This is a genomic window from Labilithrix luteola, from assembly GCF_001263205.1.
Taxonomy (GTDB): Bacteria; Myxococcota_A; Polyangia; order Polyangiales; family Polyangiaceae; genus Labilithrix; species Labilithrix luteola.
In genome coordinates this window covers 7699633-7713903 of record NZ_CP012333.1, presented here as the reverse complement: position 1 = coordinate 7713903, position 14271 = coordinate 7699633, and the positions used below count along the sequence as shown (strand labels likewise).

At 67.2% G+C, this 14271-nt stretch carries 9 protein-coding genes and 1 pseudogene; 5 read left to right on the top strand and 5 right to left on the bottom strand.

Annotated features, from left to right (window positions below):
• Nucleotides 1-86 precede the first annotated feature (86 nt).
• Both AKJ09_RS56385 and AKJ09_RS33505 read right to left on the bottom strand, forming a co-directional pair.
• Nucleotides 87-518 (bottom strand): annotated as a pseudogene (locus AKJ09_RS56385) (PAS domain-containing protein); the annotation flags it as partial.
• Nucleotides 519-679: 161 nt separating this feature from the next.
• Nucleotides 680-1984 (bottom strand): ferredoxin reductase family protein, encoded by a 1305-nt coding sequence (locus tag AKJ09_RS33505; protein ID WP_146655790.1) that lies wholly within the window; start codon nucleotides 1982-1984, stop codon nucleotides 680-682.
• A 216-nt stretch (nucleotides 1985-2200) separates the two neighbouring features.
• On the opposite strand from AKJ09_RS33505, the gene AKJ09_RS33500 reads away from it, so the two are divergent.
• On the top strand, nucleotides 2201-2830 hold the full coding sequence (locus AKJ09_RS33500; protein ID WP_146651921.1) for a hypothetical protein: 630 nt from the start codon (nucleotides 2201-2203) through the stop codon (nucleotides 2828-2830).
• Nucleotides 2831-3323: 493 nt separating this feature from the next.
• On the opposite strand, the gene tesB is transcribed toward AKJ09_RS33500, so the two are convergent.
• Nucleotides 3324-4196, bottom strand: a complete 873-nt coding sequence (gene tesB, locus AKJ09_RS33495; protein WP_146651920.1) for an acyl-CoA thioesterase II — start codon at nucleotides 4194-4196, stop codon at nucleotides 3324-3326.
• 106 nt (nucleotides 4197-4302) lie between these two features.
• Nucleotides 4303-4560 carry a hypothetical protein gene (locus AKJ09_RS33490; protein ID WP_146651919.1) on the bottom strand — a complete coding sequence of 86 codons (258 nt, stop codon included), beginning with the start codon at nucleotides 4558-4560 and terminating at the stop codon, nucleotides 4303-4305.
• 185 nt (nucleotides 4561-4745) lie between these two features.
• Between AKJ09_RS33490 and AKJ09_RS33485 the strand changes: the two genes are divergently transcribed.
• The 4 genes from AKJ09_RS33485 (at nucleotide 4746) to AKJ09_RS33470 (ending at nucleotide 10205) form a co-directional block, all read left to right on the top strand.
• Complete coding sequence (locus tag AKJ09_RS33485; protein ID WP_146651918.1) at nucleotides 4746-7181, top strand: TonB-dependent receptor plug domain-containing protein; 2436 nt, start codon at nucleotides 4746-4748, stop codon at nucleotides 7179-7181.
• Between the two features lie 8 nt (nucleotides 7182-7189).
• Nucleotides 7190-7765, top strand: coding sequence for a hypothetical protein (locus tag AKJ09_RS33480; protein WP_205633879.1), 576 nt, complete (start codon nucleotides 7190-7192; stop codon nucleotides 7763-7765).
• 63 nt (nucleotides 7766-7828) lie between these two features.
• Complete coding sequence (locus AKJ09_RS33475) at nucleotides 7829-8731, top strand: LamG domain-containing protein (RefSeq protein WP_146651916.1); 903 nt, start codon at nucleotides 7829-7831, stop codon at nucleotides 8729-8731.
• A 190-nt stretch (nucleotides 8732-8921) separates the two neighbouring features.
• Nucleotides 8922-10205: a hypothetical protein gene (locus tag AKJ09_RS33470; RefSeq protein ID WP_146651915.1), complete on the top strand. Its 1284-nt coding sequence runs from the start codon at nucleotides 8922-8924 to the stop codon at nucleotides 10203-10205.
• Nucleotides 10206-10329: 124 nt separating this feature from the next.
• On the opposite strand, the gene AKJ09_RS33465 is transcribed toward AKJ09_RS33470, so the two are convergent.
• Nucleotides 10330-14190 carry a M36 family metallopeptidase gene (locus AKJ09_RS33465; RefSeq protein ID WP_146651914.1) on the bottom strand — a complete coding sequence of 1287 codons (3861 nt, stop codon included), beginning with the start codon at nucleotides 14188-14190 and terminating at the stop codon, nucleotides 10330-10332.
• Between the last annotated feature and the right edge of the window lie 81 nt (nucleotides 14191-14271).

Here is a 14271-nt window from a genome sequence, read left to right as displayed (position 1 = left end):
TGGGCCGTCGCCTTGATGAGCGCCTCGAAGCGCCGTTCCGCAACCACACGGGTGCGCTCTTCACGGCGCGGGCTCTCCTCGTCGACGACACGCAGAACGACCATCGCGCCGACCGAGCGACCATCCGCATCATCGAGCGGCGTCGCCGTCGCGCGCACGTGAACGATGCGACCGTTCTGGCGCCGTACCCGATAAGGCTCGTCGACAACACGCTCGCGCCTGAAGAGAGCGCGCGCGATGGCCGTCTCCTCGAGCGGCAGCGTCGTCCCATCGTCCCGATCGATGCCATACGTCGCCGGGACACAACGCGATAGGTGACCACCAATGTCCGCGCGACCGAGGATCATTCGCGCGGCGTCGTTGACGAGAACGACGACCCCCCTGGCATCGACCAAAACGACCCCGTTGGGCGTCCGGCGAAAGGCCGCATTCACGAGGCTCGTGTCCAACACGACCCCTGCGTCGAGCTGAAGCGAAGCTATTTGTGAAGCGGTAGCATTGGTGGGTCCAGCAAGCATGTGCGGAAACCCACCACGCGCGCTTGACTCTGTCGAGGTCGAGCGTAGGTCGGCCTACGCGCCCGCGCGCAGGTACGCGAACAACGCGGCCATCACGATCACGATACCTGCGGAGGCCAGGACCAACCTATCAGCGAGCAAACGGCGCATCGAGAACCTCCTTAGACAAAGCTGTAGCGCTCGGAGTGGTACTTCGAGATCGGCACGTTCAACTTCCCGAGCGCGCCCTCGATCGCATCCATCATGATGTCCGGCCCGCAGATGAAATACTCGTGGTCCGCAAACGGCGCCGGCATGTGACGCTCTAGCACCTCGACGGTGATGAACCCGCTCTCGCCTTTCCAGTCGGCCGGAGGACGCTCCAGCACGTGGACGACCGTGAGGTCGAGCCGCGTCTTCAGCACCTCGAGCTCCTCGCGGAACGTGATCGCGTCCCAGTCCTTGCTGCCGTACAGCAGGAGCACCGGCCGCTCGTCACCCTGGTCGGCGAGCGTGCGGATCATGCTCATCATCGGCGTGATGCCGACGCCGCCGGCGATCAACACGTGCATGTCCGCGGGATGGCCCAAGGTGAACGCGCCATACGGGCCATCGATGTAGACCCGCCGACCTACCGGCACCTTCCCGATCTCGTCGGTGAAGTCGCCCAGCTCCCTGATCGACATCTCGACGCGGCCATCCGAAGCCGCCGCGCTCGACGAGAACGAGAACGGATGCGCGGTGATCTTGAATGGGCTCCCCCAGACCGTCAGCCAGCCGAATTGGCCCGGGCGAAAGCGGAAGCCGTCGTGCCCATCCGGCTGCATCACCAGAGTCCAGGTGTTGCCGCGCTCCTTGCGCACCTCCGAGACGCGGTACGGCCGGCGGAGGACGACCAACGGCTTGACGATGCGCACGTACGCGAGGAGGCCGATCCAGGACACCGTCAGGGCGATCCACAAGCCCCGCTTCCATGGATCGCCGAGATAGAAGCTCCATCCGACCATGTGCAGGATGCCCGCGGTGACGGCGACCACCGCGAGCACGATGTGCGTGAGGTGCCAGGTCTCGTAACGGATCTTCAGCTTCGCCCTCCAGAGAGCCATGACTACCAGCGCGATCAGCGAGTACGTCGAGAGCGCCGCAAACCGGGCGCGCCACGGCGCGGTGAACGAGTTGAGCAGCACGAGCAATTCCGGGCGCGTGACGAACAAGATGATCGGGTGCGCGACGACCAGGGCGACCGCGACCAGCGAGATCTGGCGGTGAAAGTGATAGATGACGTCCTCACCCCACGGTTCGGTGACGTGTCGGAAGCGCGCGGTAAGGCCGAACTGCAGGCCCATCATCGCCAGGCCGGCGTAGCCGATCGCGACCGAGAATTCGGTCCAGAACGAGCGCGCGGGTGGCAACGACCCCAGCAGCAACGCGAACAGCGGCGCGAGAATGAAGAACAGATAAACGATCAGCCAGACGACGCCACGCAGCGTGGCTCGATGCGCCTCAGCCCGAGGCTCGGTGGTACTGGGCGCGGCAGTCGCGCCCTCGGCATATGGGATCGCTCGAGTCGTCACGATGAGCCTCGCAGGTCACCAGGGAGCCTGTTCGCGCCGGAGCGCATTTTCAGCGATGCAAACGTCGTACGCACGCAGCTGCGCCGGTCGCTTTCGGAACGACGCTCCGGTCCGATTTCGTAGCTTGCGATGCAGAAACCGCGTCTTCAGGTTCCAGACACGGATCGCCGCGAAGAGCTCGAGGTCAAGCTCGCGCGGGTTCGGCGCTGGCTCGAGCAGACCGGCGCTCGCGCGGTGCTCGTCACGGACCAGGGCGCGTTCGCGTGGCTCACGTGCGGAGGCGACAGTCACGCCTCGCTCGGCCAAGCGGAGGGCACCGCCTCGGTGCTCGTGACACTGGAGCACGCCTTCCTTCTCGCTGCGAACAACGAGCTGCGTCGGATCCTCGACGAGGAAGTGGCGCCGCTGCCGTTCGAGCCTGTGACGTGGCCGTGGTACCAGCCGGCCGCGGCCCGAGCGCACGTAGAGCGCCTCGGCGCACCAGGACCAGTCGTGTCGGATCTCGGGCAGCTCGGGCTTTCGCGCGCGGCGGCGTCCTTCGCCACGCTGCGCTACACGTTGCTTCCGCCCGAGATCGAGCGCTACCGCCAACTCGGACAAGACGCTGCAGCAGCGCTGGAGAGGCGTGCACCGAGGCTCGCCCCGGGCAGCGCGAGCGCGACGTGGCCGCCGAGCTCGCGCGCGGCTGCGTGGCTCACGGGATCCTGCCGCTCGTCGTGCTGGTGGCGGGCGGCGAGAAGGAAAAGGAAACGCTCGTGACGGGGCAAGAAACGCCCGCGCCAGAGTGGACGTAATCCCTCTTTCTACGAAATTTCAGCAGGGCGGAACGCGGACTCTGTGGTCGTGCAGGTTGGCTCCAGAACCGATTGCAGGAGCACGAGGGGCTCTGGCGTCCTGCGCTCTTATCGACGCGCGTGGCTCCGTCCGAGGAAATCGAGCGTCTCATCGTTGGTCGAGATGGCAGAAGGAAGCTCGCTGGTGCTGCTCGATTTGACCTCGCACACTTCGTCGAACTTCCGTCACCCCGCCGCCCCCGCCGACCGTGTGGCTCCTGACGGAAGGGCAAGTCGCCGTGACTTCGAGCACGTTGCGGATCTCTTCATCTATGGCCGCGTACGGATTCAAAGATTCGGACCTGCAGATGCACCGGCCCGACGGTTGGGGTCGGTGCATCCGCATCCGTTAGGTGACATAGACGTGGCCGACGACCCGGCCTCCAGGGTCCTCGAGCGCTGCTCTAGCGACGGACGCGTCAGGTCTTCGGACGCCGCTGACGAATGAGGCCTTCTTGTGCGGTCGAGGCAACGAGGCGGCCATCCTGCGTGAAGACGCGTCCGCGAACGAGCCCGCGCGATCCGTGCGCCGCGGGGCTGTCCATCTCGTGCAAGAGCCACTCGTCCGCGCGGAACGGCTGATGGAACCACATCACGTGATCGAGGCTGGCCACCTGCATGCCGGGCGTGAGCCACGTGACGCCGTGAGGAATGAGCGACGTCGTGATGAACGCGTGGTCGGATGCCCAGGCGAGCAGATACGCGTGGAGTCGCGGGTCATCGGGCAAGCGACCGACGGTCTTGAGCCAGACCTTGCGCGAGGCCGGTCCTTTGGCGGGCGCGAACGGATCGTCGGCGGGATCGACGGGGCGCAGCTCGAAGGGGCGCTCCTCCATCATGCGATCGCGGACGAAGGGCGGAAATCGCGACGCGAACTTCGCCATGCGTTGCAGCTCGTTCTCGAGCGAATCCGGGGGCGGCACGTCGGGCATCGCGTCCTGATGCTCGAACCCCGGCTCGATCGTCTGGAACGAGGCGGCGAGGTTGAAGATCGGATGACCGTTCTGGATGGCCACCACGCGACGGGTCGTGAACGAACCACCGTCACGAATGCGATCGACATCGTAGACGATCGGCTTGCTCACGTCGCCAGGACGCAAGAAATAGGCATGCAACGAGTGCGGGTGGCGATCTTCGGGAACGGTCTGAACCGCTGCCGAAAGCGCCTGCCCGAGAACCTGTCCCCCGAAGACGGTTCCCCACCCCAGATCCTGGCTTTGCCCCCGGAAAAGGTTCTCCTCGATACGTTCGAGGGCGAGGAGATGGACGAGGTCGTCGAGAACTTTGGACATCGACCCGACTATGCCCAGCGAAAGGCGGGTCTTTCAAGCGCGTCCGCAGAAGACGCGGGCACAGGTGGACCGACTGCCGCATCGGCCGCGGGTTCGGGGCTTCCTCTCAGTCCATGAACTCCGCGAGGACGCCGCGAACCGCGTGGACCTGCTTGAGCGCGACGGCTTCGTCGCGAGCGTCGAGGGCGAGCTTGACGAGCTGGATGACCTGATTGGCCGACGCCGTCTGGAGTTCGAGCATCGCCGCGGCGCCTTCGAGGACGGAGAGGCGCGTTCCGAGGCTGCGGGCCTTGGAATTGGGTTCGAGGTCGACCAGGATGCGACGCGTCTCGGTCAGGGCGGAGGCGAGAAGAGAATCAGACATGGCTGCATGTTGACGGCCGATCGTCTCAATTCTTCATGGCTCCTGGAACAAGTCGGTGAACTACGCAATGCATGGGCAAGGCGATCTCACCGAATCGGTTACCGAAGCGCGTCGGAGTCGCGTGTAGGTGACCGTCGCAAGTCACCACGAGCTGTGCGAACCAACTTGAGTGACAATGGCGGGCCATGCTCCGCCGGGCTGCGCCGATTGTGGTGTGTTGCGCGGCACTCGTCGCGCAGCTCGTAGCGCCCGGCGAGGCGTTTGCGCAGCCTGCCCCCACGCCGGAAGAGTCTCCGCCGCCACCGAAACCGGCCGCGAGCATCGTGCTTCCGAAGCTCCTGTCGGACGCGGAAGTTCCCTATCCGGAGGGCCAAACCGACGAGGCGACGGTGACGCTCGTCCTCACGATCGGCGAAGACGGAGGCGTCCGCGACGCCGTTCCCGATGCGCAAAACGAGCCGTTTTCGACGCTCGCGCGCGAGCACGCGCTAGGATGGAGATTCGAGCCGGCCACGCGCGACGGCAAGCCCGTCGCGGCGAAGATCAAGTTCGAGGTCGTGTTCCGACCGCCGATCGTCGTGCCCGAACGCGTCGCAACCGGCGCGGAGGTGCCGAAAGTGCAGGCCCCGAGCGGCGTTGCCAAGGCGCCACCTTCGGGGCCCGAAGAAGTCACGGTCAAAGGGGCGCGCGTCGAGCCTTCGCGCACGGTCAGCCTCTCGCGAAACGAAGTCCGGCAGATCCCCGGCACCTTCGGCGATCCCTTCCGGGCCCTCGAGATCATGCCCGGCGTCACGCCCGTCGTGTCGGGCCTGCCCTTCTTCTTCGTGCGCGGCGCGCCGCCCGGCAACGTCGGTTACTTCCTCGATGGCGTACGCGTGCCCCTGCTCTTCCACGTCGGCGTGGGCCCCTCCGTCATCCATCCGGCCCTCGTCGATCGCGTCGACCTCTACCCCGGCGGCTATCCGGCACGCTTCGGACGGTTCAGCGGCGGCATCGTATCCGGCGAGAGTGCCCCGCCCTTCGGCGAGGCGCATGGTGAGTTCAACGTTCGCCTCTTCGACGCCGGTGGCATGGTCGAGACCCCCTTCGCCGACGGCAAGGGAGCCGCGCTCGTCGGCGGGCGCTACTCGTATACCGGCGCGCTGCTCACGCAGCTCCAGTCCGACGCCGTCCTCGACTACTGGGACTACCAGGGTCGCGCGAGCTACGAGCTGACGCCGGACGATCGCATCGGCGTCTTCGCATTCGGATCCTACGACTATCTCGGCCAGAAGACGCCCACCGAAACGCTGACGGTGTTCGGCACCGAGTTCCATCGCATCGATCTCCGCTACGACCACCGCCTCGATGCGCGCGGCTCCGTTCGCACGGCGGTGACCGTGGGCCTCGATCGCTCGCGCCTCCCCGACGACCGCTATACGCGTGATCGCCTGGTCGGTGCCCGCGCGGAATGGAACTACCTGGTCGCGCCGAAGGCACTGTTGCGCGCGGGGACGGACGCGCAGCTCGACAGCTACGACATCGTTCTCTCCGACGGGACGCTCGCTCCCTCGACCGCCCAGGTCGCCGCCAACTTCCCCTCACGAAACGATCTCGCCCTCGGCGCCCGCGCCGACGCCGTGCTGACGTTCGTACCGGGGTTCGAGTTCACACCGGGCGCACGCCTCGATCTCTACTCGTCGCAGGGCGCGACGGCACTCGGCTTCGATCCACGCCTCGCGATGCGCACCACCATCACCGATCGCCTTCGCTTGCTTTCGGCGATGGGCATCGCGCACCAGGCGCCTTCGTTCGTCGTACCCGTCCCGGGCTTCCAGCCGGGCGGTCTGCGTGGAGGCTTGCAGAAGGCCGTGCAGGAGAGCATGGGGCTCGAGTTCGACCTCGGGCAGAACACCACCGCGACGGCCACCGTCTATCACAACGGGTTCTTCGACATGAGCGACCCGCTCGGCGCGACGCCGCAAGAAGTGAACGGCTGCCCGCCGGGCACTTTTCCGACCGGATCACTCGCCGGCGACCGCGCCAACCAGGTGACGAACTCGCCTCCGTGCAAGGCGCGCTTCACGCCCGGCACCATCGGCCCCGATCGAAGCGGCGGTGGCGGACAAGCCGCCGACAGCACCGGCGCCCAGCGCACGGCGAACGCGTTCGAGGTGCGGAGCCGCGGCACGGCCTACGGCCTCGAGCTCTTTCTCAAGCGCAAGCTCACGAGCCGCGTCGGCGGCTTCCTCTCCTACACGCTCTCGCGATCGACCCGCACCGCGAACGGACGCGAGTACATCGCCACGTTCGATCGCACGCACGTCCTCAACGCGGCGCTCGCATTCGATCTCGGCAGGAACTGGCGCGCGGGCAGCCGCGTCACCTTCTACACCGGCCTGCCCAAATCGGACCCGACCGATCCCGAGTCGACGCGCCTTGCGCCCTTCTTCAGGCTCGATTTGCGCATCGAGAAGCGCTGGCAGCTCGGCAAAAAGACGTGGCTGTCGGTCGTCGCCGAATGGATGAACGTGACGATGAACAAGGAAGAAGTCTCCACGACGTGCACGCTCCAGGGATGTGAGGCACAAACCGTGGGACCAGTGACGATTCCGAGCATCGGGGTCGAGGGCGGATTCTGATGAGCACCATGCGCACCCCCTTCGTCATGCTGGCCGCCGCAGCGCTCTTGATCTCGCTGCTCGGAGCGTGTGGAGACAGTGCAGGGCCCTCGCCGCCTCCGCCTCCGCCGTGCGATCAGGCGTGCCGCGACGGCAGTGCGATCCGTGCCATGCGCCTGACGATGAAGCTCGCCTACAACCTCACGCTCCAGGGAGAGCCGGTCGGCGCGCACGACCAGACCGTGAGCTGTCCACTCGGCGGCTCGGCCCGCATCTTCGGCGTCGCCACCTCGAACGCCGACCAAGGAACGACGGACGTCGACCTCACCTACGTGTTCGACGGGTGCGTGACGCTCGAGAAGGACGACACGCCAAAGGACAACTACCGCCTCGCCCTCACCGGAACGGTCGTCCAGCAGGGCAAGCTCGCCGTTCAGCCCTCGGCGACGACCGCACTCTCGATCAAGAGCGACGCGTTCTCCTTCGCCGGAACGATCTACGAGCCGCCAGCCGACTACCAGGAGTCGTGCCCGTTTCTCCTCATGCAGGACGCAAACCGGGTCGTCGGAACGCTCTGCGGGCGCGATGCGAGCACGACTCTGTGACGAGTAGGGGGCTTCCGGCCGGGCTCGTTGGCCTCACGTCGACGGATGTCGTAGAATAGCGTCGTGGCTGGACGTCTTGGATGGATCGCGGTGTTGGCGATGGTCGCGGCCTCGGCGGCGTGCGGCCTCGACGCCGTCGGAGAGCGTGGCACCTCCGCGATCGACCAGACCGATCCCGGGGCCACCGCCGGACGCGATCCCAGCGACCCGAGCAGCGGCCGCGACGGGGCACCCCCTACGAACGATGCCACCGCGCCCACCGAAGCGGGCAACGACGATGCCGGAACGGACGCGGACGCTTCGCCGCCCTCCCCTTACTCCACGCGCCTCACGAGCGGCCTCGTGGCGCTCTACGAGTTCGAGGAAGGCACGGGTGTCACCGTCCACGATGGCACGCCCGACCCGGTCGACCTCACGATCGCCGACTCGTCGCTCGTCGAGTGGAACGCCCACGCGCTGAACATCAAGGACTTCACGAAGATCGTCTCGACCTCGAAGTTCGAAAAGGCCGTCACGCGGTGCCAGGCCACCAAGGAGCTGACCGTCGAAGCGTGGGTGCACCCGGCGATGGCGAGCCAGGACGACTACGGCCGACTCGTGACCATGGCCGACAACGACGTGAACCGGAATTTCGCGCTCGGCTCCTTCAAGGACAAGAACTTCTGGGCCTCGATCCACGGCGGCGAGGACCTCAAGCCGAAGTTCACGGTGCAAGACAAGCTGGCCCACGTGGTGAGCACCCGCACGAGCGACGGGACGCTCCGCCTTTACGTCGACGGCACGATGATCGGCTCACTGGCCAACACCGCCAGCTTCGACGACTGGAAACCCTACTCCTTGGTCGTCGGGAACGTGGCGACCGGAGGCAAAGGTTGGCGCGGCGAGATCCACCTCCTCGCCATCTACGACCACGCCCTCAAGGACACCGAGATCGCGCAGAACCTCGCGGCCGGCGCGGATCCCTGAGTCCAGGTATCCGACGAAGACCATCCGACATGGGACCCCGCTTCGCCGACATCGGCGACTTCGTGATCCTGGCGAACCAGCCCGGCTGTTCCCGCATCGAGCTCGTCAGGCGGTTGACCAGGCAGTGATTTGACGGCCCTACGCGAAACTCGACCGACCCCCGGTCGGGTCTCGTAGACTGCTAGGTCGAATGAACAACACGCAGATCGTGGTCGGCATCGTCGCCGTTGGCCTTCTTGCGGTGTTGCTGATGTTGTTGCGTCGTCGCGGTGGTGCCTCCGCGCCGCAAACTTCAGCAAAACCGAGCGTCGCTCCCCCGGCGCTCACCCCGCAACCCGCGCCCGCGAAGCTCGACCCTCCGAAGGCGGCCGAGCCGAAGCCAGCCGAATTCCCCGCGCCCGTGCCGGCTCCCGTCGCCGCCCCGGCGCCCGCTCCTTTTGTCGCGCCTGCTCCCGAGCCGATCGCGGCCCAAGCGGAGCCCCCCGTCGCCGAACGCGTGACGCCCGTTCCGGTGGCATCGGCGCCTCCTCCGGCTCCTGCGCACATCTCCGAGCCCCCGCCGCCAACGCCGATCACCGAGCCGATCGCGCGTTTCACGCCGTCGCCTGTCGAGCCCTCCCACGACATCAAGACGCCGATTCCCGCCTCCTCCGCGCGACCAGATCCGCGACACGAAGTGCCCACCCCGCCGCCGCCGGCCCGCATCACGCCTGCGCCCGCCCCGGCCCCCGCCGCCCGCGCGGCCGCTCCCGAGCGTACCGCCGCGCCGCGAGTTCCGCCGGCCCCCACGTCGGCTCCGAAGATCGCTCCGACGTCCTCGCCTCGCGTCGTTCCGGCATCCGCGCCGAAGGTCGCACCCGCCGCCCGCGTTTCGCCGATGCCTGGGTCGACTCCAAAGATCGCTCCGGCAAAACTCGCGTCGCAGCCGAAGTTTGCGGCGGTCGCGGCCCCTGCTCCCGCGCCGGCCCCCACGCCCATTGCGCCGCCGCCCGCCGCTCCGGCCCCCTCGCCGCTCGCGAGCACCGGCCCCCGGCCCGAAGCCAAGATCGCCCCCAAGGTCGAAGCGGCCGCCATCCCGGACGAGTTCGATCTCTCGCTCGCCGCGCTCGACGAGTCCGTCCCCGCACCGGCCGTGGCCCCGAAGCCCGAGCCCGCCAAGCCCACCTCGCCGACGGCGGAGCTCGAGAAGGCCGACCCGCGGCACCAGTCGGCACGTCGCTTCGCGCGCGTCGCCGTGAGCGAGATCAAGCTCTATCGCGAGAACGACGTACTGGACGGTCGCGCCGCGAAGGACCTCTGGAAGCGCCTGCAGGCCGACATCAATATGTGCATCCAGACCTACGAAAAGCGCGTTCCGGTCGATGTCCGCGAGCGCTTCGACTACCTCTACGACGAGATGCTTCGCCAGCTCGCCGAGGGTGACGTCTCGAAGTTCGGCACCGACGCCCCGACGTTCACGTCGCCGAAGCGTTAGACCCCTTCACGAACGACGAGGGCCGAGCCTCCTCCACGACCGCACCCATCGAAGGGGCGGGCGGAGGATTCTCGGCCCTTCTACTTTTCCGGCTTTCCAGGTTCCGACCGCGCTTCGAGACCGCTCAGCGCGAACGACGCTTGCGCAGCACGAGACCGACGAGCGCCAGGAGCGCTGCGCCGAAGCCGTTCTTCGTGCTCTTCGCGGGCGAGGACGAACATCCGCCGTCGTCTCCCGAGTCGCCGCTCGCCGCGCCGATTGCCACCGTGACCTCGGTGCCCGACGCCGGGCTCAGAAGCGCACCGTCGTTCGCGCGAAGCTGGAACGTCAGAACCACGGGGTCGGTCGTGTCCGGAGCATCGAATGCGGCCGTGGCGGTGTCGCCGCCCGTGAGCGAAACCGAAGGCCCGGTCACCTGCATCCACTCGAACGCGAGCGGCGCGCCCGACGGCGAAGAGCCACTGCCGTTCAGCGTCACGTGCGTCTTCGGCGCCACGCTCTGGGGAGCGCCGGCCGAGGCGACAGGACCGTTCTCGTCACACAGGTCCTGATGCGGGACGAACGCCCAGAACGGCGTGCTCGAGATGCCGGAGAGCTCGATGTCGTCGACGTCCCAGCCCTGGGCGCCCGCGAAGCCGGTGCCCGTACCGGTGCGGAACCGGATGCGAACGGTCTCCGGGTGCTCGGGCAGCGTAACGTCCATGCGCGAGTTCACCCACTTGGCCGGGTAGCCCGCGCTCTTGTTGCCATACGCACGGCGGCCCTTGTACGGGTTGTCGGAGCGATCGCTGTTGTCGAGCGTCGTGTTGTAGTCGACGGTGCCGTACTCCGACGCGTCCTTCCAGGTCGTGCCACCGTCGACCGAGATCTCGACTACGCCGCCGTCGATGTCGACGTTGCGACGCGTCGAGAAGCGGAACGACCAGCGGTGCTTGAACGCGAGCCCGAACGTGGTGCCGTCAATCGTGAACGGCGGAGACGTGAGCGTCTGGTTGCCCTTCTCGGGGACGTCCACGACGCTCCACCAACCGTTCACCCCGTCGAACGAACGCGTCCAAGGCGTCGCGAACGAGTTGCCTTTCGACGCGCTTGCCTTCCACGCCGTCTGGCGCGTATCGACGTTGTCCACCGCCGATCCTTCGGCGACTTCGTCGGTCTGGTAGCGCGTCGGGATCGTCTTGTGGACGGTGCGCTCGGCGGGAATCGTCGGGTCGGTGACCGCCACGTCGAGCTCGATCGCCTTGGTGGGCTCGCCCTTCCGCATGCGGACCTTCGCCTTGACCGTCGTGACCTCGAAGGGCTTCAGCGCAGGCAGCTTGGTCTCGTCGCCGTCGGGGAAGACGAGCTCGACCTGCTTCGACGTGATCTTCGCGACAGGCGCTTCGAGCGTGCCGACGCCCGCGTTGCGAAGCTTCAGCGTGATGCTTCCAGTCTCGCCCTCGTCGAGGATGCCGTCGTGATCGCACGACACGACGTCGTCGGCGATCGTCGCCTCGTCGATCTCGACGTCGTTGCCGACGAACGTGCTCTCGACGACGCCGACGTTGTCCGCGCTGTCCGCGGGCGGCCCCTCGGCGCCGACACCTGCGCCGCGGCGCGCGAAGGCCTCCCAGAAGAGCTGGAAGTCTCCGGGATCGGCCGCCAGTGCCGCGGCGAGAACGGCGTCACGTGCCGCGAGAAGCGTGGGATCGACGGGGGTGAGCTTGAGGCTCGCGAGGAAGTAGCGCTTCATGCGCGCCTGCCCCTCGGCGAAACCGTGCTTGCGAAGGAGCGCGACATAGCACTCCCAAAGCATGGTCGCCCAAACCTCGCCGGTGCTGTGGACTTCGGCGTTGAAGCTGCCGTCTTCGCCGAAGCTGATCGGCACGCCAGCCGGAAGCGCGACGCCGTTCTGAATGTGTTTGAAGGTCAGCGGGTCCTTCGTGAAGTCGACGGAGTACGGCACGCGACGAATGCCGAAGTAGAAGTCCGCGCCACCGCCGCTCGTCGCGTACGCGCCGTTCGGATACGCGCCCGCCCAGTTCGCTCCGGCCGGCGATTCGACGTCGTCTTCGCGCGCCATCACGAGCAAGCCGGAGAAGTCGCCCCACCCTTCGCCAAGACCACCGGCCTGGTTCGTGGTGAGTCCGCTCCCGTCGCCGATGAGGCGGTTCGAGAGGACGTGGCCCCACTCGTGCGCGACGACGGTGGTGTCGAGCGCTCCGTCGAGATCGGTCTGGAGCGCACGCTTCAGGGTGACGGTGAGCCCGCTCGCGGTCGCCGCCTCGAGCGCGGTGCCGTCCGCCAGAGCGAGCGACAACACGGGAATGGTCACGGCCGAGCTGGTGCCGCCCATGTACGGCGGCTGATCCGGCGACGCAGAGCTCGCGACGTTCGCTACGAGCACGCCGATGCCGCCCGCGCCCTGCACGTTCGTGACCTTCTGCACGAAGGAGCACAGGCCGCGGTGGACGAGCACGATCTTGCCCGCCACGTCGTTCGTGAGCGGCTCACAGCCATCGCGGACGTCGGTGCCCTGCCCGTCGTCGGCGAGAATCACCGAGCCGGAGATCTCGAACGAGTCCTTGCCGAAGCCGGCGATGCCGACGTTCTTCGTGCCGGCCACCGACTCGGGCGCGGCGACTTCGAGCGACGCGGCGCTCGAGCCGGAGAAGACGAACATCTGGAGGCGCGGTGAGGCGCCGTCGGCGGGCGTTGTCGCGTTGGCGTTGTTACGACCGCTGTAGTCTTGGGCCTCGGCGAGAAGCGGATCGTTCTCTTTGCCACCGCGCCCGAAGTTGTGCAGCTGGTGGTTACCCGACTGCTCGTCGAAGCCGGAATCGTAGTACCAGTCGTGCAGGAAGTTCGTGACGTAGAAGAGATGCGTCGAAGCCGCATCGACGGACGCGAGCGGTTGCTGGGTCGTGTCGTAGGCGCGGTCGAACGTGTTCGGGCTCGTCGTGGTGGGCATCCGATCGGTGCCGCTCGTGAACCCGTCGGGCGCGGCGAGGTCGGCGTAGGCGACGACGTTGTTGCCCTCGGTCGTGGTCGCCCCCGCGCCCAGCCAGGGATCGTTCTTCGAGAACGGGTAGTTGGCGAGCGTGACGAGCGTGCTCGGCCCCCACGTGGGCTTGAAGCCGTCAGGACGACCCGTGGGATGCGGAGCCGCCGTGTTGCCCTGCGGGCCATCGGCCGGCAGGAGCGTCGTGGCGCTCGCGTAGACGCGATACGAAAACGCGTCGTGGCGCACGAGGTCGTTGTCGAAGAGCACCTCGCCATCGACCGCAGAGACCACGAACGAGCGCGCGGGGCCGCTCGTGAGCATGATCTCGACGTAGTAGGCGGGCTGCGTGACCACCTTTCCGTCCTGCTTGGATGGGAAGAGAACCTTCTTCACGCGCGCCGGCTGGGCGAGCCCGGGGCCGCGGAAGCGCTCGTATTCGCCGGCGGCGTCGAGATGGGAGAAAGCCGCGTTCTGCGAGGACATCTCCGCCCACGCCTTCTCGAGTGCGACGCCGTGCTCGAACACGAACGCGTGGTCAGCGCCTTCGAAGGACGAAGCCACGATGCCCGTCGCCGCGATGGGCTCGAACGCGCGGCTCATGAGGACGTTCAGTCCGCCGCGGAAGACTTCGACGCCGCCCAAGCGCTGCTTGACGCGCGCGACGATGGGGCCGGCAGCCACGTCGTGAATCTCGACGTCGGCGAGGGAGTCGAGCGCGCGCGCATCGCGCACGTCGAGGCGGAACGCACTCGCGACGCTTCGAATGCTGGTCTGGGCCGCCTCCCGCGCGCTCGTGAACTTCGGAAGGTTCGAGCGCCCGATCCAGACGAAGTTCGGAGCCGCGAGACGAGCATCGCGATGCGCGACGAACGTGTCGAACGACGGCGCGCTCGTCGCGGGGGTGACGGGCGGACTCGTCTTCTTGTCCGACGAGCTACAGCCGAGCGCAGCCCAAAAGAACAACAGTCCGAGCGAGAGGCCCTTGAGCGAACGTGACATCATGGTGACAGCGAAGCTGTCTCACCGTTCGCGGGCCGCGTAAAGCTCTACCGATTGCCGCGGTCGTCGTCGTCTCTTCACATA

What these genes read in the sequence shown, in the direction of transcription:
- AKJ09_RS33500 (WP_146651921.1), top strand. Translation starts at nt 2,201, where the DNA reads ATGCAGAAACCGCGTCTTCAGGTTCCAGACACGGATCGCCGCGAAGAG.
- tesB (WP_146651920.1), bottom strand. Translation starts at nt 4,196, where the DNA reads ATGTCCAAAGTTCTCGACGACCTCGTCCATCTCCTCGCCCTCGAACGT.
- AKJ09_RS33490 (WP_146651919.1), bottom strand. Translation starts at nt 4,560, where the DNA reads ATGTCTGATTCTCTTCTCGCCTCCGCCCTGACCGAGACGCGTCGCATC.
- AKJ09_RS33485 (WP_146651918.1), top strand. Translation starts at nt 4,746, where the DNA reads ATGCTCCGCCGGGCTGCGCCGATTGTGGTGTGTTGCGCGGCACTCGTC.
- AKJ09_RS33480 (WP_205633879.1), top strand. Translation starts at nt 7,190, where the DNA reads ATGCGCACCCCCTTCGTCATGCTGGCCGCCGCAGCGCTCTTGATCTCG.
- AKJ09_RS33470 (WP_146651915.1), top strand. Translation starts at nt 8,922, where the DNA reads ATGAACAACACGCAGATCGTGGTCGGCATCGTCGCCGTTGGCCTTCTT.
- AKJ09_RS33465 (WP_146651914.1), bottom strand. Translation starts at nt 14,190, where the DNA reads ATGATGTCACGTTCGCTCAAGGGCCTCTCGCTCGGACTGTTGTTCTTT.